This window comes from Gordonia sp. VNK1, assembly GCF_040049135.1.
Lineage (GTDB): Bacteria > Actinomycetota > Actinomycetes > Mycobacteriales > Mycobacteriaceae > Gordonia > Gordonia oleivorans.
Window position 1 is genome coordinate 200,926 of record NZ_JBDZDJ010000001.1, and the last position, 24,740, is coordinate 225,665.

Consider the following 24,740-nt stretch of genomic DNA (forward strand, 5'->3'; position numbering starts at 1 on the left):
TTGGATAGTGCCACCGGTGTATTCGATCCCGGACTGCTTGACACCGTCGAGTACTTGGACGTGCGAGGCAGTAGGGATCCGGGGAAGCGGATGTACCGGACGGGTGACATCGTCCGCGTCGATCCCACCTCCGGCCTGCTCGAGTTCCACGGGCGCAATGACGATCAGATGTCCGTCCACGGCGTGCGCATCGAACCAGCCGAGATCGAACGGCTCGCCGCCGCGGTGGACGGCGTCGATGCCGCTGTCGCTGTTCCCGTACATGCACCGCACGGCACCAGCATCGAGGTGGCTGTCACCGCTCGCGATGACGTCGAGGCAGCGGCACTCGCCGCCGGCGTGCGCCACCACCTGTTTGCCACACTGCCGTCGGTGATGTGGCCCCGGCGTGTCCTGGTCTTCGACTCGCTGCCCTTGGGCTCCACCGGGAAACTCGACCGGCGTGCTCTGGCCGAACAATTCGCCGCCGTCCCCATCGCACCTGACGGGTATCGCGCACCCGGAACGCCGATGGAACAGACTGTGGCGCAGACCGTCTCCACTGTGCTCGAGGTGGATGACCCAACGATGTTGGCGTCGGTCATCGATCTCGGCGGTACCTCCCTCGCCCTGATGGAGATCGTCGGCGCACTCAGCACCGCCACCGGGCGCCGGGTACGCATCGTCGACATCACCGTCGCCACCACCCCCGGCGACATTGCCGCGCTCCTCGACGCCACACCACCCGCAGCAACGGCGGCGGGCACGGATGTGGAACGACACCTCACCCGCACCCAGCAGGAACTCTGGCTACTGCACTGCCTCGGCCCGGCCATCGCCGCCTACCACCTGCCGGTGCACCTCACCTTCGACGACGACGTCACCGTCGCCGACCTGACCGCAGCCCTCGGCGACGTCCTCGCCCAACTGCCCGTCACCACCGCCGCGCTCGACGATGACGCGGTCCGCGCATCGGCGACCGCGCCGTTGGACCTCACCTTCGACGTCGCGTGGCGTGCCACCATCGACGACAACGGCGATCACCTCGCGCTGTGCTCACCGCCCACCACGTCGCCGTCGACGCCACCTCGGTGCCGGTTCTCGTTGCCGATTTCCTTACCGCGCTACGCGAGCGCCGTGATGGCCACGAACCTCACTGGGCCGCGCCGCCCCTGCCGGCGTCCGTTGTTGTTCCCTCGGCGGATAGCGTCGTCGTTCGTAAACTCGCCGGGAACCGGATCGGCAACCACACGCACCGCGGCTTCGGCCACACGTCGGCGATGGACATCTCAAGGTGTAGTCCGGTGAGTGATTCATGACCGATGTCGAGAAGACCAAGGGCGCCCAGGCCGACGCGAATGCAGCGATTGCCGTGCATCGGTTGCGGAAGACGTATCGCGACGTCGTAGCACTCGGCGGCATCGATCTGACAGTCCGACCTGCTTCGATTCTCGCGCTCCTCGGCCCTAATGGCGCCGGGAAGACCACGGCCGTCGGCATCCTCACCACCCTGCAGCGCCCAGACTCCGGCACCGTCACGGTCGACGGCATCGACGCCATCACCCACCCACACGACGTCCGCAGCCGGCTCGGAGTGTCGGGCCAGTTCACCGCACTCGACAGTGTTCTCACGGGCCGCGAGAATCTGCGAATGGTGGCACGGCTATCCGGATGTTCGCGACGCGAAGCGAGTCGACGAGCAGACGAGCTTCTCGAGCGGTTCGATCTCGCTCACGCAAACCGACGAGTGGCCACCTACTCCGGAGGAATGCGTCGCCGACTCGATCTGGCCTGCGCATTGATCGGCCGACCTCGGGTACTGATACTCGACGAACCCACCACCGGGCTTGATCCGGTCGGCCGCACCGAACTATGGCGCATCATCCGAGAACTCGTCGCCGAAGGTACCACCGCGCTCCTCACCACCCAGTACCTCGAAGAGGCCGATCAATTCTCCGACTCGGTGGCGGTACTCGTCGGAGGAAAGATCGTTGCTCGCGGCACAGCGTCCGATCTCAAGCGGGATTACGCGTCCGACTCCGTCCATCTCACCTTCTCTGAACCGTCCGAGGCGGCGCGCGCTGCCGGAGTGCTTGAGGTCGCCGGCCAATCGCCGGTGACCGAAGGAGACCGCGGGCTCCGTGTATCGGCTGAGGACGGCCGCCGGGCGGTGGCAGCGATCGTCGGTGAACTCGCCGTCGCTGGCATCCCAGTAGCGTCTGCATCCTCGTCGACCCCGACCCTCGACGAGGTATTTGTCCGGCTCACCAGGCAGAGCGCGACATGAGTGCTGACACGGCCCAGTTTGCGGTGCGCCCTCAGGGACTGCGCCCGTTCCTCATCGACTGCGACGTCCTCATCCGGCGCAATCTGACCATCACCGCGCGCACACCGGCGATGATCCTCGCGATCGTGCTGCAGCCGTTGATGTTTGTGCTCGTCTTCTCGTACGTCTTCGGCGATGCACTCGGCGGCGACTTCTACCGCCAATTCCTCATCGGGGGAGTCATGGCGCAAACGGTGACCTTTAACTGCGCCTTCAGCGCACTCGGACTCGCCACCGACCTCGAGAACGGTGTGATGGACCGATTTCGGGCGCTCCCGATGTCGCGGCTGTCGGTGGTCGCCGCCCGATGCACCTCCGACATCGTCATCAACGCGGTCGGTCTCACGGTGATGAGCCTCGCCGGACTGGTCGTCGGCTGGCGCATCCACACCACGTTCGGCGAGGCCATAGTCGGCTACCTGCTGGCGCTGGCCTTCGGATTCTCGATGAGCTGGGTCGGTTCCCTGCTCGGGATGGTCACCTCCTCTTTCCAAGCCACCCAAAGCCTCGTCACCATCGTCGTGTTCCCGATGTGCTTCATCTCCTCGGCATTCATTCCCTCGCGATCACTCCCGGCGCCACTGAGAGCCGTTGCCAACTGGAATCCGGTGACGTCACTGGCCCGCTCGCTGCGCGAGGGCTTCGGCAACCCCATCAGCGCACACACCCTCATCACCGAACCACGCACGTGGGCGGCACTGCATCCGCAGGTCTACACGCTTCTTTGCTGTGCGGTGATCCTGCTCTTGTCCATACCCTTGTCCATGCTGCTTTTCCGGCTGCGGACCCGTGGGGGCGGATGATGACCGACCCCGCCACCGAGGCCACCTACGAGTTCCCACTCAACGACGCGCAGAAATCGTTGCTGCAGCGTCAGTCGGCCATGCCGGACGTCCCGCTCAACGTGGCGCAGTACGCCATCCTCGAAGGCCCACTGGACGTCGAGGCCTTCCGCGAGGCCAGCCGCCACGAGATCCGCGCGACTCGGGCCATGCAGATCCGATTCGAAGCACGCCACGACGGTGTGGTGGGAATCTTCGATTCCTCCCTGCATGACTTCATCGACTACCTCGACGTCCGGGGCGATGACGATCCGATGGCGCGCGCACTCGAAACGATGCGCGCCGACGCGGCACAATCGGTCGACCCGATGCGCGATCGGCTCGCACGCGGCATGCTGATCCAGCTTTCCGAGACAACCTCCGTCCTCTATCAGCGCACCCATCATCTGCTCACCGACGGCGTTGCGGCCCTCGACAACATGGTCATCGGATTGCGCCGCATTGCCGCGCGGCTTCAGGGTGACCCCCTCCCGCCGCGCCCCGTTCCCGACCTTCGCACACCCGCCCGCGCGGACGCCGATTATCGTGCCGTCAAGCGATTCCAGACCGACCGGGCGTACTGGCGCGACACCCTCGACGGAGTGGGTGGCGGTACGCCGTCGCTCTCGTTGCGGGTCGGGCCGCCGTCGATTCTCAATCGCTCCGCGTCCGACGCACTCTCCGAGTCCACCATGACAGTGCTGCGAAGGGCCGCCGACACGCACCGCACCACCCTGCCCGCACTCATCGCCGCCGGACTCGCCGGCTACCTGGCCCGGCTGACCGACGGCGACGACGTCACCCTCGACCTCGCCGTCGCCGCCCGCACCGTCGCGGCGCTGCGCACCACACCGCTGCCCACGCTGAACTTTGTGCCGGTGCGCACCGGCGTCGGCGCACAGGGCACCGTCGAGACGGCACTGCGCACCACCCAGGGCGCACTCATGGGAGCCCTACGGCACCAGCGCTACCGCCGCGACGACATCGTCGCCGACCACGGCGGCCAGATCGGTGGCCCCGTCCTCAACATCATGTTGTTCGACAGGCAGATTCGCTTCGGCGATGTCACCGCCACCCTCCACTCGCTCACCACCGGCCCCGTCGACGACCTGTCGGTCAACATCTACCCCGACGCCACCACCACCGACCCGCTCACCGCCGGGACACTCATCGTCGAACTCGAGGCGAACCCCCACCGCTACGACGCCGCCGAGGTCACCGAACACCACCGCCAACTCCTCGCCGCGGTCGACGCCTTCGCCCACGCTCTCACCGAACACCCCGACACCCTGATCGATGATCTGCCGCTGCAGGTTTCGACGCCCGAGCCGCCGTCACAGCCCGCGGCTCCGCAGGTGCTCGGCGAGATCCTCGACGCGGCCGTCGCTAAGTTCGGCGATCTGCCTGCTGTCGACGGCGTCCGCGCCGGCGAGCCGGCACTCACCTTCGCCGAACTCGATTCGCGGGCAACCGACATCGCCGCAGCTCTGCGCGAGCGCGGGGCGCGGCCGGGACAGACAGTGGCCATCGCGCTGCCCCGCGGCGTCGAGCAGGTGATCGCGTGGTGGGCGGTCGCACGCACCGGGGCTGCGATCCTGCTTATCGATCCCGGCCTCATGCGCACCCGGGTGGACACAATCCTGCGGGTTGCCCGACCCGTCGTCGTACTCGGCGACGGGGATCTCGACAGCCTTCGTAACGCCGAAATCGACTGGCAATCCACGGATGTCGACAGTCCGGGTCTCGACGACGTCGCCTACGTGGTGTTCACCTCCGGCACCACCGGCGAACCCAAGGGAATCGCGGTTCCGCATCGCGGACTGGCGAACCTGATCCGTGACGCGGCAGAGATGCTGGACGGTGGGACACTCGACGGCGCCGCACACGAGGCGGGGAGCGGACCCGGGCGGCTGGCGGGCGTCGCGTCACCGGCATTCGACATCGCCCACTTCGAGATGCTGGCCTGCGCCGGGCTCGGCTACACGCTGGTGCCGATGCCCGAGATCGACGCCACCCTCGGTGCGAGTCTCGTCGAGCACGGCGTCACCCACCTCTACGCCACACCGTCGCTGATCGCACGCATCCCGACCGAACAACTCCCGCGAGTGGTCGGCACCATCGGCGAGACACTGCCGCCCGCCACGGCCAACCAGGTATCGGCACATCGCCTGCTGCGCAACACCTACGGACCCGCCGAGGCCACGCTGTACGCCACCGTCGCACACCTCGACGCGCCGGTGCCCACCGACCGGCCCACGTCCATCGGTGCGGCCGTCGACGGCATGAGCGTCTACCTACTCGACCACCGGCTGCGTCCCGCGCCGCCCGGCGCGCTGGGGGAGATCTACCTCGCCGGAAGCCAACTGGCGCTCGGCTATCTCGGCCAGATGCCGCTCACCGCAGCACGATTCGTCGCCTGCCCGTGGGCGCCGAGCGCACGCATGTACCGCACCGGCGACCTCGCCCGTCTCGCCCCCGCCACCGGGCTGCTGGAGTTCCACGGCCGCAACGACGACCAGATCTCGGTGCACGGCGTGCGCATCGAACCCGCCGAAATCGAACGCACCGCCGCCGACGTCGACGGCGTAGACGCGGCGGTCGCCGTCGCCGTGACCGGCGCGCAGGGAACGACCATCGACGTCGCGATCACCTCGACGGCAGGCATCGCTGCTGAAGCACTCTCGGCGACCGTGCGCCACCACCTGTTTGCGACGCTGCCGTCGATGATGTGGCCGCGACGCGTCGTCGTCATCGATCAACTCCCGCTCGGTACCACCGGCAAACTCGACCGCCGGGCCGTGGCCGCCCGGCTCGCCGATCTCCCGGTGGCGCCGATCGCCTACGCGGCACCCACCACCGAGCACGAACATCTCGTCGCCGCAGTGGTGTCCGACGTGCTGGACGTCGACGAGCCGTCGATGCTCGCCTCGATCATCGACCTCGGCGGCACCTCGCTGTCGGTGATGGAGATCGTCGGGCGGCTCGGGTCGGCCGCCGGACGAGTGCTCACCATCGCCGACGTCACCGCCGCGACCACACTGCGCGACGTCGCCCGGCAGGTCGACGAGGCACCACCGGTCGTGGAACCCGGCCCGCATGCGCCACGGGTGAGCCGGCCTCAGCAGGAACTCTGGCTGGCCCACCGCATCGACCCGACCAACACCGCCTACCACCTGCCGGTGCATCTCGAGTTCGCGCCCGGAATCGGCGCCGAGGTGGTCACTGCCGCGCTCGCCGACGTGGCCGCCCGCCACGACGCTCTACGCACCCTGTTCGACGCCGGTGAGGACGGCACCGCCGTCGCCCGGGTCCTCGACGCCGACGCCGTGCGCGCCCACCTTCCCGTCACCACGGGCACCCTCGACGACGCCGGCATTCGCGCCGCCGCGACGGCACCCTTCGACCTGACCGCCGCACCAGCCTGGCGGGCCGTGCTCGACACCGCGGCCAGTGTCTCCGGTGACACCCCCGCAGCGGCCGCGACGTCGATGGTGCTGGTGGCCCACCACATCGCCGTGGACGGCGCCTCCATCCCGATCCTCGTCCGCGACTTCCTGACCGCGATCACCGCCCGACGTGACGGACATCCGCCGGTATGGGCAGACGCGCCGGTGTCGAGTGCCGCACCCGAAGTCGCGGACGATGCTGAATCACACCACTATTGGGCTTCGGTGCTCAACGGTGCACCCGAGGCACCGGCACTGCCCGAACCACCGCTCGCCGACACCGGCCCGGCGATCACCGGGCCCGTCAGCCACCAGCACCGCCGCATCGACGGTGACCTGCGCACCGCCATCACGCGGGCCGCCGCAGCAGCAGGCGCCACCCCATTCACCCTGCTGCGCGTGGCGCTGGCCGCCGTCCTCGCCCGATACACCGGCACCGACGACTCCGTCGTCTCCGTCCCCACCTCCGGGCGCACCACCACCAACGACCTCCACCGCGTCGGCATGTACGTCCGCACGCTCCCGATCCGCACCGCCGGCGTCCTCGACCGGCCCGTCGGGCAGGCCCTCGCCGACGCCGATGCCGCGCTCACCGCCGCCGTCGGCCACGCCGCGGCCGCACCACCCGGGCTCGCCGACGTTCTCATCACCGCCAACGCCGCCCTGCCCGACATCTCGGCCGTCGGCGGTGACATCGGTGCGGACGTCCTCCGTACTGCCCACCGCGTCGACATCGGTGCCGCGCGCACCGCCCTCGAGTTTGCGGTCACCGACACCGCCGATCACCTCGACATCCGGATGACCGTCGCCGAACGTCGTGTCGACCCCGCCGCAGCCACCCTCATGCTCGACGCACTCGTCGACACCGTCACCCGCCTGGCCGCCGCCACCGCGGGCACGACGATCGTCGACTGCCTGCCGCCGCCCCCGCTGCCCACATTGCTGCCGCGCAGCACTCCCATCCGCGATCCGATCCGGGCCCTCATCCCGCACACCGCGTCGAACCCCGATGCCATCGCCGTCATCGACGTCGACGGCGCGATCACCTACGCCCAACTCGCCGCCCGCGCCCGCGCGAGCGCCACCGACCTGCTGCGCGCCGGAGTCCGCGACGGTGACCGCGTCGCCCTGCTGATGGGCCGAACCGCCGACACAGTGGTCGCCATGGTCGGCGTGCTGATGGCCGGCGCCGCCTACGTCCCCGTCGACCCCGACCATCCGCAGGCCCGCATCGACGAGCTCCTCGCCGCGGTGGCGCCGGCCGCGATCATCCGCGACGGCCTTCGCGTGGAGCGTCTGAGTCCCGGTGCGGACCGCACTCCCGGTGACGCGTACGTCATCCACACCTCGGGATCCACCGGAGTTCCCAAGGGGGTCAGCGTCACTCGCGAGAACCTGGCCGCCATGCTGGGTGCCGCTCTCGACTCCGTGGGCGCCGGACCCGCCGACGTGTGGAGCTGGACGCACTCCTACACCTTCGACTTCTCGGTCTGGGAGATCTTCGGGGCACTGGCCTCCGGCGGCCGGATCGTGGTGCTCGACCGTGCCACCGCACGCGACCCGCGGCTACTGACCGACGCGCTGGCCACCCACGGCGTCACCATGCTCTCCCAGACGCCCACCGCCTTCGCCCGACTCACCGACGAGGACATCGCCGCCACCCTGCACACCACGCTGCCGGCGCTGCGCTGCGTCGTCTTCGGCGGTGAGGCCCTACACCCGACCACCCTGCAGGCCTGGGCCGCAACACATCCCGGAACGCGGCTGGTCAACATGTACGGCATCACCGAGACCACGGTGCACCTCACCGCCGCCGACGTGGACGTCACCGACGAACGCAGCATCATCGGCGCAGCCCTAAACGGGGTGCGCTGGTCGGTGCGGGATGCACGTCTGCGGCGGGTGCCGCCCGGCGGGCGCGGCGAACTGTATGTCTGCGGCCAACAGGTGTCGCGCGGATACCTGCACGCCCCCGCACTGACCGCCGCCCGCTTTGTCGCCGACCCCGAGCGGCCCGGCGCACGCATGTACCGCACCGGCGACCTCGTCCGCATCCTGCCCGACGGGCGTCTGGCCCACCTCGGCCGCAGCGACGAGCAGATCCAATTGCGCGGGCACCGCATCGAACCCGGCGAAATCGTCGCGGTGCTGCGCGGTGTTCCCGGCGTCACCGACGCCAGGGTGCTCATCGACGGCGCCGGTGCCGGAAGTGGGGCAGCGCAGCGCCCCGGAGACGAACGACTCCTCGGATTCGTCACCAGCCGTGACCATTCCGTGGACGAAGCTGTGCTCCTCGCCGCCTGCGCCGCACGTCTGCCGGCCTATGCGATCCCGGCACGCATCGGCGTCGTCGAGACCTGGCCGCTGACCGGCAGCGGCAAACTCGACCGGGCGGCGCTGCTGCCGGCGGCGCTACCCGCCGACACCGCGACCGGAGCGGAACCGACCGCCGACGAGCGTCGGGTTGCCGCAGTGATCGCCGAAATCATCGGCGTCGACGCGGCGACCCTGGGGCCGGGCACCAACTTCTTTGCCGCGGGCGGTAATTCGCTGTCGGCGGCACGGCTCGCCGCGCGGCTGAGCACTCCGGACCGGACGGTGTCGGTCGGTGACGTCTTCGCCCGGTCGACGGTGGCGGCACTGGCACGTCATACCGGCGACACCGACACCGGGCACCTCACCGTCGCGGCGGCATCGCCGATCAATGAGGCGCAACGCGCGCTGTGGCATCTCAACCGGGCCGAACCGTCCGACGCCTACCACCTCGCCGTCCGCCTGCGGCTGACCGCGCCCACCGAACGCGCCGTGCTCGAGGCCGCGCTACGCGACGTCGCCGAACGACACGAGGTGCTACGCACCATCTACCCTGACATCGACGGCGAACCCGGACACCAGGTGATCGGCACCGCGCAGATGGGGCCGCTCCTCGACGCCGACGAGCACCGCGCGGTGAGCGAGCCCTTCGATCTGAGTGCCGGCCCCGGCTGGCGGGCCACCGCATCCGGCACCGGCGATAGGGTCGACTCGCTGACCCTGGTGGCCCACCACATGATCGTCGACGGCGCGTCGATCCCCATACTGCTCAACGACTTCCGCGACGCAGTGCGGGCCCGCGTCCAGGGGCAGGAACCAGCTTTCGTCGGCACGGCACCCACCGCCGACGGTTCTGCCCGGCACGTCCCCGACACCGATCCGCATCACTGGCAGACCTATCTGGACGGTGCACCCACCCGACTGCCGCTGCCCGAACCGGCCGACCCGCAGCCCACCGGACTGACCGCCGGACCGGCCGTCACCGTCGACGGCACGGTCGGGGCGTCGACCGTCGCCGCCCTCACCGCGCGAGCCGCCGCAGCCGGCACCACCGTCTCGGCCGCACTGTGGGTGGCGCTGGCCGCCACCCTCGCCGAGATCACCGACACCGACGACCTCGTCATCGCCATCCCCGTCTCCGGCCGCGACGATCCCGCCACCCACGGACTGGTCGGCATGTTCGCGCGGACGGTGCCGGTGCGCGCCGCCGGCCTGCGCGCACTGTCGGTCACCGAAGCTCTCCGGCAGGTCCACACCGCATTCGCCTCGGCCATCGTCCACGCAAGCACCGCGCCGACGACGCTGCCCGCGGTGCTGCTCGACCACGACACCGACCTCGCGCCGACCGGGATCGCCGAGCTCGCCGGGATCGCCGGAATCGCCGAGGTGCAACCGCTGCCCACCGGGCGGGCACGCACCACCGTGGAGGTCACCGTCCGCGACACCGCCGACGATATGACCGTGACGCTTGCGGCGGCCCGCCACCACGTGGACGCCGCGGCGACACCGCTACTGCTGCAACGGTTCCTCGCGGTTATCGACTCCCTGGCCCACAGCCCCGACGAGACGGACCTGATCGACTGCCTCCCGCCGGCCGAACCCATCCCCGTACCCGAGGCCGTCGCGGAACCCGGTGACGTCATCGACCTGATCCGCGCCGCAGCCGACCTTGACCCTGACGCCACCGCACTCATCGGCACCGACGCAACCCTGACCTACGCCGAATTGATCTCTCGCGCCACGGAATTCGCGTCACTGCTCGGGGTGCGGCCCGGTGATCGGGTCGGGGTGTGCCTGCCGCCGGGAATCGACGCGGTGGTGGCGATGGTCGGCACCCTGATCGCCGACGCCGTCTACGTGCCGCTCGATCCCGACCATCCCCGGCAGCGCACCGAACTGCTGGTGGCCCGGGCCGGGGTCTCGCTGATCGTCGAGGACGGCACTCGCCTCACCCCGGTCACCGCCGGGGCGGCAACACCACCGCCATGCCCGGGCGATGCGTACATCATCCACACCTCCGGCTCCACCGGCACACCCAAGGGCGTCATCGGCACCCGCGCGGGGATGGCCGCCATGCTGGCCGCCTCCCGTGAGGTGATCGCACCTCGGCGCTCCGATGTGTGGGCGTGCGCGCACGCACCCACCTTCGACGCATCGGTGTGGGAGATCTTCGGTGCCCTCACCTCGGGCGGTTCGGTGGTGATGGTGGATCGCGACGACCTGCTCGACCCGCACCGATTCGCCGGCATCCTGGACCGTCACCGGGTGAGCATCCTCGCCCAGACCCCGACAGCCTTCGCGCGGCTCACCGATCCGGCGGTGGCCGCAGCAACTCGGCTGCCGGCGCTGCGGAGCCTGATCCTCGGTGGCGAGTCCGCCGATCCGACGACGCTACGGCAGTGGGCGGCCACACATCCCGGGGTGCGGCTACTCACGATGTACGGACCCACCGAAACCACCGTGCAGGTGACCTGCGCCGAGATCGACGTCGACGACCACCGGCCGATCATCGGCCGCCCGCTGGCCGGGGTCGGGGTGGCCGTGCTCGACGGTCGTGGACGGCCGGTACCGCTGGCCGGCTGGGGCGAACTGTACGTGACCGGTGCACAACTCGCCCGCGGATATGTCGGGTCGCCGACGCAGACCGCGGCCCGGTTCGTGGCGTCGGTGAACGGCCGGCGGTGCTATCGGACCGGAGATGTGGTGCGCCGCATGCCCGACGGGCATCTGGCCTACCTCGGCCGCACCGACGATCAGGTGCAGATCCGGGGTTTCCGTATCGAACCCGCCGAGATCGCCGCGGCCCTGCGGTCGGTGGACGGTGTCACCGATGCCCGGGTCCTCGTCTCTCCCGGCGCACGGCCGGGGGACGAGCAGCTCGTCGGGTTCGTCACCGGATCATCCCCGATGCCCGACGAACAGCGCCTGCGGGCGCGGTGCGCCGAACTCCTTCCCGCCCACGAGATTCCCGCGCGGATCAGTGGGGTCGACGAGTGGCCGATGACCACCAACGGCAAACTCGACACGGATGCGCTGCTGCGGTCTCTCCCGGCACCCGGCCGAGTCGGCGGCATCGGACGGGAACCCACCGGCCGGGAGCGTTCGGTGGCCCAGGCCATGGCCGCCACCATCGCCCGCGAAAGCCTCGACCACCCCGTCGAATTCGGTGCCGACACCAACTTCTTTGCCGTGGGCGGAAACTCGCTGTCGGCGGCGCGACTCGCCGCGCTCCTGTCGGCGGGCGGGCGCCACGTGCCGGTGGCCGAGGTCTTCGCCGCGCCGACCGTCGCCGAGCTGGCCGCGACCCTCGACCGACTCGACGCCACCACCGCCGATGAACCTGCGCTGCCCGACCTCGCCACCCACCGCGCCGAACCCGACCGGCTACCGCTGACCCCGGAACAAGAGGACCTGTGGCTGCGCTGGCGCGCCCAGCCCGACGTGGCCGGGTATCTGATGTCTGCGGCGGTGCCGGTGGACGTGCTGTGCCTCGGTGGCACCACCGAACTGTGGGCGTCGATGCGGGCGGTGATACCCCGCTACGACGCGTTGCGAACCAGCTTTCCCGAGACAGACGACGGTCCGTATCAGCGGCTGTGGCCCGAACAGGCCGCTCTCGACCACCTGGGGCCGGCAACCCCGGCCCACGTCGACGACATCGACGAGGCGCTCACCACGCTCACCACGCTCGCCACCCCGATCGACCTCGGTGCCGAACTGCCCTGGCGGATCAGGCTCGTCGAATGCGACGGCCGTGACTGGCTGCTCGTCGTCGCCCACCACATCGTCGCCGACGGCGAAACGCTGGAGATTCTGCGGTCGGCGATGGGTGCGCGGCCTGGGGTGACGCAGGCGCCCGCCGTCGGCTACCGGCAGTACACGTTGTGGCGGCACGAGTCGTTGGCCGCCCGCCGCACCGAGCTCACCGCGTTCTGGCGCACGGTGTTCACCGAACCACTGGAGCCGCTGCGGCTTCCGGAGATCGACCTCGATGCCACCGCTTCCGATGCCTCCGCTTCCGATGCCACCGCGCACGATGTCACCGCGTCCGATGTCACCGCGCTCGGCCCGGCGCGGCGCAGCCAGGCGTCGCTGTCCCCGGCCACCACGGCACGCCTCGACGAGTTGGCCACCACGGCACACAGCACCCCGTTCATCGTGCTGCACACCGCTCTTGCGCTGGTCCTGGCGAGGCAGTCCGGCAACCGCAGCGTCACCGTCGGCACCGCCGTCTCTGGGCGGGTCGATCCCCGGCTGGCCGACGTGCCCGGCGTCTTCGCCCGGGCCGTCCCGCTGCACACCCGCATCGACCTCGCCGCCCCGTTCACCGCCCTGCTCGCCGAGGTCACCGCCACCGACGTCGGCGCCATCGCCCACGCCGACCTCCCACTCTCGGAGATCACCGCCCTCGCCGACCCCACCCGCGAACGTGCCGGCCGGCCGCTGTTCGACGTCGTCCTCGGCGCGGTACCCGACGACATTGCCGCGCAGCAGCATGCGCTGCGCGAGTCCGCGCCGCTGTTCGGCATCGACGTGATGACCCACCGGGCCGATGACCGGATTCACCTGACGCTCACCTGCGGTGCCCGGGTGGCCGAGCAGACCCGGCTCGACGCGCTCACCGCCCTGCTGACCGAGACCCTCGAGCGGGCGATCGCCCGGCCCGACCTCCTGGCAGGTGAGTTGGTCTCCGGAGCCTCACCTGTGAACAGTGCTGCGCCACAGCCGGAAACGCTGTCGGATCTGCTGAACGGATTCCGGTCCGCCGGACCCGACGCGATCGTCGTCGACGACGCGGAGCGGGCACTGCCCGGATGTGGGCCGTCGTTGCGTGCCGACCAGCTGGACCGGGCCGCCGACGCGCTGGCCTGGCGGCTGGTGGAGTGCGGCGCTGGGCCCGGGAGCGCGGTGGTGAGTCATCTACCGCGGTCGGTGTACGGAGTGCTTGCGACCCTCGCCATTGCGCGGACGGGTGCGGCCGTGGTCAACGTCGACCCCACCGACCCCGAACGGCGCCGCGCCGGCCTGATCGAGCGGGTCGGGGCCGCGGTGGTGCTCACCCTCGCCGCCGGCCAGGTGCCCGCCGACGTGACGGCCGCCGGTACCGAGGTGATCGTCGTCGACGATCCCGGACTGTATCTGGCTGCACCACCACGGTTCACCGACGCCGACCGGACGCGTCCACTGCGCATCGACGACCCGGCCTACCTCACCTTCACCTCCGGGACCACCGGGGTGCCCAAGGGCGTGGTGGTCACCCACCGTGGTCTTGGCGGATGGGCCCGCGAGACGGTGCGGCGCCTGCACCTGGCCGGCACCGACCGCGTGCTGCACACCTATGCGGTCGGATTCGACGCCCAGCTCATGGGTCTGGTTCCGGTACTCGCCGCCGGGGCCTGCGTGGTGGTGTGCCCGGCCGAGGTCGTCGGCGGTGACGAACTGGCCCGCCGCGTCGAGCAGGCCGGGGTGAGCGTGCTGCTCAGCACACCGTCGGTGCTGGCCACCACGGGCCCGCACGCAATGCCGGGGTTGCGGCACCTCGCCGTCGGCGGTGAGGCGCTGCCGCCGAGTCTGGTCCGCGGCTGGTCGGCGCGGATGACACTGAGCAACGAGTACGGGCCCACCGAGACCACCGTCGCGGTCACCAGCGCGCGGTATTCCGCTGACAGCGACCGACCCGGTGGCGGTGAACCGACGGTCACCATCGGCGCACCGATACCCGGGGTGAGCACATTCATCCTCGACGAGCAGCTGCGGCCGGTGCCCGAGTACACCATCGGCGAGCTGTACGTCGCCGGAACCCCACTGGCGCAAGGCTATCTGAACGATCCGGGTGCCACCGCCGCCGCCTTCGTGGCCGGCCCGGACGGGACCCGAATGTACCGAACCGGTGACCTGGTACACCGCCGCGCCGACGGCGAACTCGTCATCCACGGCCGCCGCGACGAACAGCTGAAACTGCGCGGCATCCGCATCGAACCCGCCGAGGTCGAGGCCGCGTTGACCTCCTTGCCCGCAGTGGCGTCCGCGGCCGTCGGGGTGCGCACCAACCGTTCCGGGGAACCCGTCCTGCTCGCCTGGGTGAGCACCGCCGCCGACGTCACGTCGGACGGCCGTCAGATCCGGGACGACGCCCGAACCGTATTGCCCCGCAGCCTTGTTCCCGCCACTGTGGTCGTCGTCGACGCCCTGCCGATCGGCCCGACCGGCAAGGTGGACCGTCGGGCGCTGAGGGTGCCTGAGGTGTTGGATGCTGTCGCGCCGGATACGGCGGTGCAGGTCGCTTCGGCATTGGATACGACGCGGCCCGAGATCACCGCCGCGGCACCTCCTACCGAGTTCGAGGACACCGTCGCCGCGGTCTTCGCCGAGGTGCTGGCCGTCGATCGCGCCGCCCTCGACGCCGACGCCGACTTCTTCGCGCTCGGCGGCACCTCGCTCAGCGCCACCCAGGTGACCTCACGGCTCACCGACCGCCTCAGCCACGACGTCAAGGTGGCCGAACTATTCACCGCGCGCACGGTCGGTGCACTGGCGGCCTCGGTTGCCAACACCGCGACGGGACCGGCCTTGACCAGGCCCTCGCACCGGACGCGTCCGGAATCCCTGCCCCTGGCATACCCGCAGCGCCGCATCTGGATTCAGCATCGCTTCGACCCCACATCGACCGCCTACCACGTTCCGGTGGTGGCGCGACTGACCGGCGACATTGACGTCGAACGGCTGCAAGCAGCTCTCATCGAGGTGCTGTCGCGTCACGACAGCCTGCGCTCCCGCTTCCCGGACAGTGACGCCGGGCCGGTACAGGAACTCATCGACCCCGACGATGTGTGGACCGTCCACGTCGACGACCCGCGAGCCGCGATCCGAGCGGAGATCACCCGCCCGTTTGATCTCGAGAACGATGCGCCCGTCCACGCGACACTGATGACCACCGACGGTGACGACGTGTATCTGGTGCTGACCTTGCACCACATCGCCGTGGACGGATGGTCGGTGCGACTGCTGCTCGGCGAGGTGGCGCAGGCGTATCAGAGTGAGGACGTGGCTGATCCGGGTCTCACCTACGCCGACTTCACGCAGTGGCAGATGGAGTTCCTCGGCGACCCAGCGGAGCCGTCGAGCCTGTTTGCGCGGCAACTCGCGCATTGGACCGATGAGCTGGCAGGCGTTCGGGCTCCGTTGCGGCTACCCGGGGTGAGTCCGGCCGATGTGAGCCCCGGAGGTCGGGTGGCATGGCGCCTCGATGGTGGGGTGAGTGCGTCGATTTCTGCTGCCGCCCAACAGGTGTCGGCCACGGTGTTCCAGGCTGTGCACGCGGCGTTGGCGTCGGTGCTGGCCGGCTGGACCGGCAGCGACGACGTGGTGATCGGTGTTCCCGTGCACGGGCGCAGCGCGCCGGAGTGGGAATCGGTGATCGGCATGTTCGTCAACACCGTCGCGGTGCGCACTCGCGTGGCCGGTGACGCCACGATCCGGGACGCGATCGCTGCGTCGCGGGATGCGGCGGTGGAGGCCTCTGCGCATGCCGACGTGCCGTATGAGGTGGTGGCGCGTGCGGTGCGGCCCGACGCACGGGATGGTCGTGATCCGCTGACCTCGGTGCTGTTGGTCGGTCAGGACGTGGTCCCTGCGGTGACCGAACCGATCGTGCTGAACCAGGACGGCCAACAGCTGACGGTGCAGCCGGTCGACCTCGACGGAGATGAGGTCGCCGCGAAACTCGATGCGGAACTGGTGGTCTCGACCGTCGACGGGCGGCTGGAGTTGACCGTCGTGTACTCGTCGCGGGTGTCGCGGGAGTTGGCCGAGGCGTTGCTCGGTGGTGTGGTTGCGGCGCTGTCGGCGGTCGGAGAGGGGCTGGATCGCCCGTTCCCGGGTGTCGTCGCTCCCGTCGAGAGGGCGCCGAACCCCGTCGAGTGGGCGCCCGATCACGTTGAGTGGGCGCCGGATTCCGTTGAGTGGGCTCCGGGCGTCCTCGACGGGGTTGCCGCTGCCATGGCAGAGACGCTGGGCGTCGACGCGACCGGCATCGATGAGAACTCGGACTTCTTCGAGTTGGGTGGGACATCGCTGTCGGCAACGCATTTGGCGTCGACGATCGAGACTCGGTTCGGGGTTCGTGTGCCGACGAAGATGATCTTCGATCACCCGACGGTGGGTGGATTGGCGGGGGCTGTGGGGCGAGGTCTCGACGCCGCCTCCGCTAGCGCTCCGGCGGGCTCGACCGACGAAGTAGGCGCGGCCGCCGGCGGGGAGGAGGCGCCGACCCCCGCCGGTCGAGCCGGTGAGGAGCGCAAGCGACGAGCCGTGTCGAGACCCGGTGAGGTGGGGCAGGGTGGTGATCGGGCTGCGCTGTCGGCTGGCGGAGGTCTCGACACCGCCTCCGCTAGCGCTCCGGCGGGCTCGACCGACGAAATAGGCGCGGCCGCCAGCGGGGAAGAGGCGCCGACCCCCGCCGGTCGAGCCGTGTCGAGACCCGGTGTGGTGGGGCAGGGTGGTGATCGGGGTGCGCTGTCAGCTGGCGGAGGTCTCGACACCGCCTCCGCTGGCGCTCCGGTGGGCTCGACCGACGAAATAGGCGCGGCCGCCAGCGGGGAAGAGGCGCCGACCCTCGCCGGTCGAGCCGTGTCGAGACTCGGTGAGGTGGGGCAGGGTGGTGATCGGGCTGCGTTGTCAGTTGGCGGAGGTCTCGACACCGCCTCCGCTGGCGCTCCGGCGGGCTCGACCGACGAATTAGGCGCGGCCGCCAGCGGGGAAGAGGCGCCGACCGCCGCCGGTCGAGCCGGTGAGGAGCGCAAGCGACGAGCCGTGTCGAGACCTGGTGAGGTGGGGCAGGGTGGTGATCGGGCTGCGCTGTCAGCCGGCGGAGGTCTCGACACCGCCTCCGCTAGCGCTCCGGCGGGCTCGACCGACGAATTAGGCGCGGCCGCCAGCGGGGAAGAGGCGCCGACCGCCGCCGGTCGAGCCGGTGAGGAGCGCAAGCGACGAGCCGTGTCGAGACCTGGTGAGGTGGGGCAGGGTGGTGATCGGGCTGCGCTGTCAGCTGGCGGAGGTCTCGACACCGCCTCCGCTAGCGCTCCGGTGGGCTCGACCGACGAAGTAGGCGCGGCCGCCAGCGGGGAAGAGGCGCCGACCCCCGCCGGTCGAGCCGGTGAGGAGCGCAAGCGACGAGCCGTGTCGAGACCCGGTGAGGTGGGGCAGGGCGCTCCGGTGGGCTCGACCGACGATGTCAGTACCACTGCCGGCTGGGCGGACCACTCGACCAGTGGGCGCGACCTCCCCCTCGCCCCCACCCAACGCCGCATGTGGGTGGCGGCCCACACACTCGGTGACATCCCGATGTACGTGGTGCCGGTCGTCATCCCCGTCCCCGAGGGCACGACGATGTCGCGCGTTGCCGCGGCGGTGGACGCACTCATCGCACGGCACACCGCGTTACGCACCACCTACCCGTCGACCCCAGACGGTCCCCGGCAACATGTGCTCGATGACTGGCGTCCCGATCTGGAGTGGATCACCGTCGACGCGGTCACCCCGGACACGATCACCGAGTTGATGCGCGCCCCCTTCGATCTCACCACCGCACCACCGGTGCGCGTGTACGCCGTGATCGGATCCGACGAGCACGGCATCGACGTCCCCGTTGTGGTCGCCGTCATCGGCCACCACATCGCCATCGACGGTGAGTCCGCCGCGATTCTCGCCGATGAGCTGACCGCACTCCTCACCTCCGGCGAACTGCACACCAACCCAACCCAATTCACCGACGTGACGGCGGCCCTGGTGGACGCGGAACAGCGCGATCGAGCCGCCCAACTCGACTTCTGGACCGACACCCTCGACGGCTATACCGACGACCTCGGCCTCGTCGCCACCCGACCGGCCGTCCGTGACTACTCCACCGCCATCGTGCACCGGACACTCGACGCCGACCTCCACGCGAACCTCGCTGACACCGCACGACGGCACCGCGTCACCGGATTCCAGCTGATGCACGCCGCACTGGCGTGGGCGTTGGCCGTGCAGGCCGGCACCGACGATGTGGCGATTGCGACCACCACCTCGCTGCGGCGTCCGGCCGACTGGCGCAGTGCCGTCGGCATGCTCGTCTCGACAGTGCTGCTACGCAACACGATCCGACCCGACGCCACCGTCGGCTCCTACCTCGGCGGGGTCCGCGACGCTGCCCTCGCCGCCCTCGATCACGCGCTCGTCGCCTTCGACGACGTCGTCGCACACGTCGGCGCCCGCCGCGAACCGGGCCGCCACCCCCTCACCCAGGTGGCGCTCACCGTCGGCGGTACCGGATATCTCCCCGAATCCGACGAATTCGAGTCACCCCACAGCGAATTCGACATCCGCGTCACCGTCAGCGAACACGACGGAACCCACCAGATCGCGTTCGTCTACGCCACCGACATCCTCGATGCCGCCGTCATGGAGAGCCTCGCCGACCGCATGACGGCTGCACTGCGGCTCCTCACCGCCGACGCCGGCCGCGCACTGAACTCCGCAGAGTTGTTGAGTCGTCACGACACCCGCGTGATCGGCCGCGCCCTCGAGGCCCCCGAACCCGCGCATCCGCCAACCCTCGCCGAGATGTTCGCCGCACCGGCCGGCCGCTATGCCTCGTGGATGGCCATCGACGACGGCCGACGCGCGCTGACCTACGCTCAACTCGACGCGTGGGTGTCGGCGACGGCGACAGCACTGACCCACGCAGGTTTACGTGCGGGGGATGCGGTGGCGGTGCGGATTCCGCGGTCCATCGAGTCGATGGTCGCGGTCCGCGCCATCGCCCGTATCGGCGCGGTCTATGTGCCCATCGAGGTGTCGTATCCCTCGGACCGGATCGACGGCATCCTCGAGGTCACCGGCGCCACCGCCATCACCATCTGCGACATTCCCGCGCGACCCATCGGCGACGTACCTCCGGTTCCCGACGCACAGGTGTCCGTCGACGACCTCGCCTACGTCATCACCACCTCGGGCACCACCGGCCGGCCCAACGCGGTCGGCGTGACTCACCGTGGCCTGCACAGACTCTCGACGGTCGCGCCCATCGATGCCTTCGACCGGGTGGCCGCGATGGTCAGTCCCGGCTTCGACCCGTCGATCATGGAGATGATCCTCCCGCTGAGCGTCGGCGCCACACTCGTCGTCGTACCACCGGAACTCGTTGCCGGACACGATCTCACGGCATGGCTGGCGAAGACAGGTGTCACGGTTTTCATCGCCACACCGTCGGTGCTGGCGACACTGGACCCGGAACCGCTGCGCCTGCTGCGACAGGTGTTCGTCGGTGGGGAAGCGCTCCCGGCAGATCTGGCCGATCGGTGGGCGGCGCACTGCACGCTGGTCAACGTGTACGGGCCGACCGAGGCGACCGTCGCCGCGACGGCCGGCCGGCATCGACCCCAGGAACCGGTCAGCATCGGCACCCCCGTCGACGGTGTCGGCGCGTTGGTTCTCGACCGCGCGTTGCGGCCCGTCCCCCTTGACGTGACCGGCGAACTGTATCTCGTCGGAAGTTCGCTCGCCCGAGGCTATCTCGGTGATCCGGGCTTGACGGCAGCGCGGTTCGTCGCTGCGCCGGATGGTCGCCGAATGTATCGCACCGGTGACCTGGTGCGCTGGGAACAGAGTGGTGATGACCGCTGGGAACTCGCTTATGTGGCCCGCGCCGACAGACAGCTCAAGATCCGTGGACAGCGCGTCGAGCCCGCCGAGGTGGATGCGGTGCTGCGCCGCGCCGGCGCATCGCAGGCTGCGACCGTCCTGCGCGAGAGCCCTGGTGGGCCGGCGCTGGTCGCGTACGCGGCCGGCGACGACCTCGACGTCGATGCCCTGATCCAGGTGTGCCGTCGGGAACTGCCACGCCACATGGTGCCTGCGCGCCTCATCGTCGTCGACGAGATCCCACGGACGACGAGCGGAAAGATCGACGAATCCGCTCTCCCACAACCACACTGGCCGACCGGCGGCCGGGCAGCGACGACCCCGCTCGAAGGTTCGGTGCTCGACGCGTTCAGTGCCGTCCTCGGAGCGCCGATCGGCATGGACGACGACTTCTTCTCCGCCGGCGGCAACTCGCTGGGGTTGGTCGCGGTGCGTGACGAGATCACCCAGCGCACCGGCTGGCGACCGACGATGGCCGCACTGTTCGCCGCACCGACACCCGCGGCGGTGGCGGCGCTGCTGAACGCGCCCGGGGGCGGCGATGAGCGGCGTGCGGTGGAACTGTCGGCGCCGGGCCCCGATGACCGTCCGATCCTCTGGGTCGTGCATCTGGCCACCGGCCTGGTCACCCCCTACCGCGAGCTTGCGGCCGCGCTTGCGGCGTACCGGGTGGTCGGACTGCAACTTCCCGAACTCCTCGACGGTGCTGCGCTGCCATCGTCGATGAGTGAGATCGCGCGGCGACATGTCGCGGCCATCCGCTCGGTGCAGCCGACCGGGCCGTACCGGGTGGCCGGGTGGTCGGTGGGCGGCAACATCGCACACGAGATCGCACGGCAGATCAGCGACGCCGGTGGTGTGGTTGATGACGTGGTACTGCTGGATCCGCGCAGCCCGGACGAGATGACCTCGGCTCCCGCCGACGAGGTCGCCGATCTGGCGCCGGAGTTGGTGGCGGCGGTGCGCTCCCATCGTGCGGGATCGGTGACGGCCGGTAAGGTGCTCTACATTTCCGCGTCCGATACGCCCGGTCCTGCCGGATGGGACCGCTACCTCGATGGTGAGGTGCGGGTGGTGCCACTGCCGGTCGCGCACCGTGAGTTTGGCGATCCCGGCGTGATGCGACGGATCGCCCACATTCTCGAGGAGGAGATGTGAGCGATTCTCTCGACCGTCCGTCGACGGTGCTGTTCATCTGCACGGGCAACATCTGCCGATCGCCGATGGGGGAGCGGATTCTGCGGGCGATGGCCGCACGCGGCGACGTCGACGTCACGGTGACCAGCGCCGGCGTGGGGGCCCAGAACGCGCAGCCGATGCACCCGCTGTCGGCGCAGGTGCTTGGTGAACGCGGCTACGACGCAGACGGGTTCGAGTCGCGGTACCTGCGTCCGCAGATTCTCGAGACGGCCGACCTGGTGCTGACGATGACCCGCAAGCATCGCGCCGCCTGCCAGCGGATGCTGCCCGCGCGGTGGAAGCGGATGTTCACGCTCACCGAATTCGTGGAGCTACGCAAGGTTCTCGGCGACGACGCACCTCTGCAGGAATTCATCGACTCGCGTGGGCGGGTGGACACGAACTCGGCATCTCTGGACATCGTCGACCCGATGGGTCAGCCGATCGAGGCGTTCGAGCGGGTGTTCTCCGAGATCGAGCCAAAGGTGGGGGAGGTTGCGGAGTGGTTGGGGGTGCCCGCCGACCGCATCGAGATATCTGACGCCGCACCGGCTGGTTCGGACGCGATCGACCCCGCCCCTACTGGTCGAGAAGCCCCGTCCGCTGGTCGAGTGGGCCGGAGGAACGAGGGGCGTGTCGAGGCCACCTCGCTGCACGGCGACAACGGGACGCCACCACCACCCGCCGGTCGAGGAGGCAACGAGCGCAGCGAGGAGCCGTCTCGAGACCACCGCAAGTCAAAGCGCAAACTCTGGATCACCCTCGCAATTGTTCTCGCCTTGCTCATCCTGGCCATCCTCTGGCTGGCCTTCTCTGCATTCAAGGCGAAGGGTGAGCTGGAGGCTGCGAAAACCGATGCCCAACAAGCGAAGACCCTGATCCTCAAGGGTGATGAGAGTGGAGCGCAAAAAGCAGCACAATCCGCCGCCGACGAAGCGTCGAGCGCCGCGGACCGCACCCACGGAATCGTGTGGTCGATGGCCGCTGCGATCCCGTGGTTGGGTGATCCCCTGGAGTCGGTGCAGCAGATGAGCGACGCGGTGTCGGACTACGCGAGCGACGTCCTGGTGCCGTCGGCCGAGCTCGCCTCCGTCCTCAGCCCGTCTCAACTGCGCACCGGCGACACCATCAACACCGCCCCGCTGCAGCAGGCACAACCCGAACTTGCTGCGCTCGCCAAGCGATCCAACGAGATCACCGCGCAGGCGCAGCCCATCGATCCGTCGTGGCTTGGCACTGTGGCCGACGCGCGCGACCAGCTCATCGACGTGATCGATCGCGCCGACGCCACCATCGACGGCACCAATGTTGCCGCGCAACTGGTTCCGGGCATGCTGGGTGGCGATGGACCGCGCAACTATTTCCTGGCGCTCCAGACGCCGTCGGAGGCGCGCGGCACCGGTGGTCTCGTCGGTGGGTTCGCCATCGTCAATGCCACCGACGGCCGGGTGACCACGCCAACGCTCGGGGCCAACAACCAGTTCCGGGACCCCGCCCGCCCGCAGATCGACCTCGGCGACGAGTACAACCTCCTGTACTCACAGTTCCACCCCTACACCGACTTCCGCAACGGCAACATCGACGCCGACTTCCGTGACGCCGCCAGGATCTGGATAGCGAACTGGGAGTCCCAGAACGGCCGGCAACTCGACGGGGCGATTGCTGTCGATCCGATCGCGATGAGCTACGTGCTGAAGGTGACCGGCCCGGTGACATTGCCGAACGGTGAGAAGATCACGGCCGACAACATCGTGCCGATCACCCTGTCGACGTCGTACGAACGTTTCGCGAACAACAACGATGCCCGAAAGGCGTATCTGCAGACCATCTCTCGCGCGATCGTCGACCAGGTCTCCCGCTTCGACGGTGACACCGGCGATCTGCTCGAGGCGCTGGGGCAGGGTGTGCACGAACGTCGCATCATGGTCTACAGCACCGACCCGCAGGAGCAGGCCGTCCTCGAGACCACCGACCTCGGGCATCAGATCTCCGACACCGACAGCCCGTATCTGCAAGTAGCACTGGGCAATGCGGGCGGCAACAAGCTCGACTACTACCTGCGCCGTGACATCTCGTATGTGTCCGGGCAGTGCACCGGTGACACCCGGGAGAGCACGGTGACCGTCAAGCTCACCAACACGCTCACCGATCTGTCGTTGCCCGATTACGTGATCGCACCCAATGGCACCGACCTCGGTGTCGAACGCGGTACCAACCTCGTCAACGTCGAAATGCTGACGACAAAAGGCGCGACGCTCAAGTCACTGACCGTCGACGGTGAGCAGGCCCTACGCATCGACCAGGCGCTGCACGGCCGGCCGTATATGGCGACGATGGTGCAGGTTCCGCCGGGGCAGACCGTCACCGTCGAGATGACGATGGAGGAGCCCACGTCGGCGCATGGGGCGGCGGAGGTACCGATTCAGCCGCTCGTGGATGATCCGAATGTCAGGGTTGATGTGCCGGTGTGTGGCTAGATAACTCGGCCTCGCACGTTATGTACTGATCCCTCGAAGACTGACCTCAGCATCGATTGACTCTTTGGCCAATGGTATCGACTGAGATTTCGTCCGATCGGGCGACACCCAACTGTCGGATTGGCAGTGAAATATGAGATGAACGAAATGCCCGATTCGGTAATGCGGTGCGTGTTTCTTGCCCGATGGCGAGCGCATTGGCCGACGGATAGGGAAGCTGCTGCCGCACGCGACGCTTCAATTGTCCGTCACGCGGCATCGCGGATCATGGCATCGCACTGAATGCCGTGCTCGATGGTTGCCGACGCGAATTATGGGCGTGCGCTGGTACGGGCGCGAGTAGCGGAAACTCCCGGTGTCCACCACCCGATCGCCCGTCTGTGCAGCACCGGGATTGCAGCCGCGTGCGATTCTGACCTGATCGCTGCTTTCTGTCAACGCATTTCGACCCGCCCATAACGCGAAGTAGGGAGGAAGCGTCGTCTGTGCCGGCCACCAGCATCTCGGCGGGGCTTCC

General features: G+C 69.4%; 5 protein-coding genes. All 5 read left to right on the forward strand.

Annotated features, from left to right (window positions below):
- Positions 1-90 precede the first annotated feature (90 nt).
- Genes ABLE94_RS00820 through ABLE94_RS00840 form a run of 5 tightly spaced genes read left to right on the forward strand, consistent with a single transcriptional unit; the run spans position 91 to position 24,223 of the window.
- A complete protein-coding gene (locus ABLE94_RS00820) occupies positions 91-1,287 on the forward strand; it encodes a phosphopantetheine-binding protein (RefSeq protein WP_348807778.1) in 1,197 nt (398 codons plus the stop codon).
- Between the two features lie 7 nt (positions 1,288-1,294).
- Positions 1,295-2,266 (forward strand): ABC transporter ATP-binding protein, encoded by a 972-nt coding sequence (locus ABLE94_RS00825; RefSeq protein WP_348807779.1) that lies wholly within the window; start codon positions 1,295-1,297, stop codon positions 2,264-2,266.
- The gene (locus ABLE94_RS00830; RefSeq protein ID WP_348807780.1) at positions 2,263-3,108 is read left to right on the forward strand and encodes an ABC transporter permease; all 846 of its coding nucleotides are present in this window, start codon (positions 2,263-2,265) and stop codon (positions 3,106-3,108) included. The genes ABLE94_RS00825 and ABLE94_RS00830 overlap by 4 nt, the downstream gene beginning before the upstream one ends.
- On the forward strand, positions 3,108-21,725 hold the full coding sequence (locus ABLE94_RS00835; RefSeq protein ID WP_425476114.1) for a non-ribosomal peptide synthetase: 18,618 nt from the start codon (positions 3,108-3,110) through the stop codon (positions 21,723-21,725). Before ABLE94_RS00830 ends, ABLE94_RS00835 begins: the two co-directional genes overlap by 1 nt.
- Positions 21,722-24,223 carry a DUF4012 domain-containing protein gene (locus tag ABLE94_RS00840; RefSeq protein WP_348807782.1) on the forward strand — a complete coding sequence of 834 codons (2,502 nt, stop codon included), beginning with the start codon at positions 21,722-21,724 and terminating at the stop codon, positions 24,221-24,223. Before ABLE94_RS00835 ends, ABLE94_RS00840 begins: the two co-directional genes overlap by 4 nt.
- Positions 24,224-24,740 lie beyond the last annotated feature (517 nt).

Coding starts and splice junctions, on each gene's coding strand:
- ABLE94_RS00820 (WP_348807778.1), top strand. CDS start 91: ATGTACCGGACGGGTGACATCGTCCGCGTCGATCCCACCTCCGGCCTG.
- ABLE94_RS00825 (WP_348807779.1), top strand. CDS start 1,295: ATGACCGATGTCGAGAAGACCAAGGGCGCCCAGGCCGACGCGAATGCA.
- ABLE94_RS00830 (WP_348807780.1), top strand. CDS start 2,263: ATGAGTGCTGACACGGCCCAGTTTGCGGTGCGCCCTCAGGGACTGCGC.
- ABLE94_RS00835 (WP_425476114.1), top strand. CDS start 3,108: ATGACCGACCCCGCCACCGAGGCCACCTACGAGTTCCCACTCAACGAC.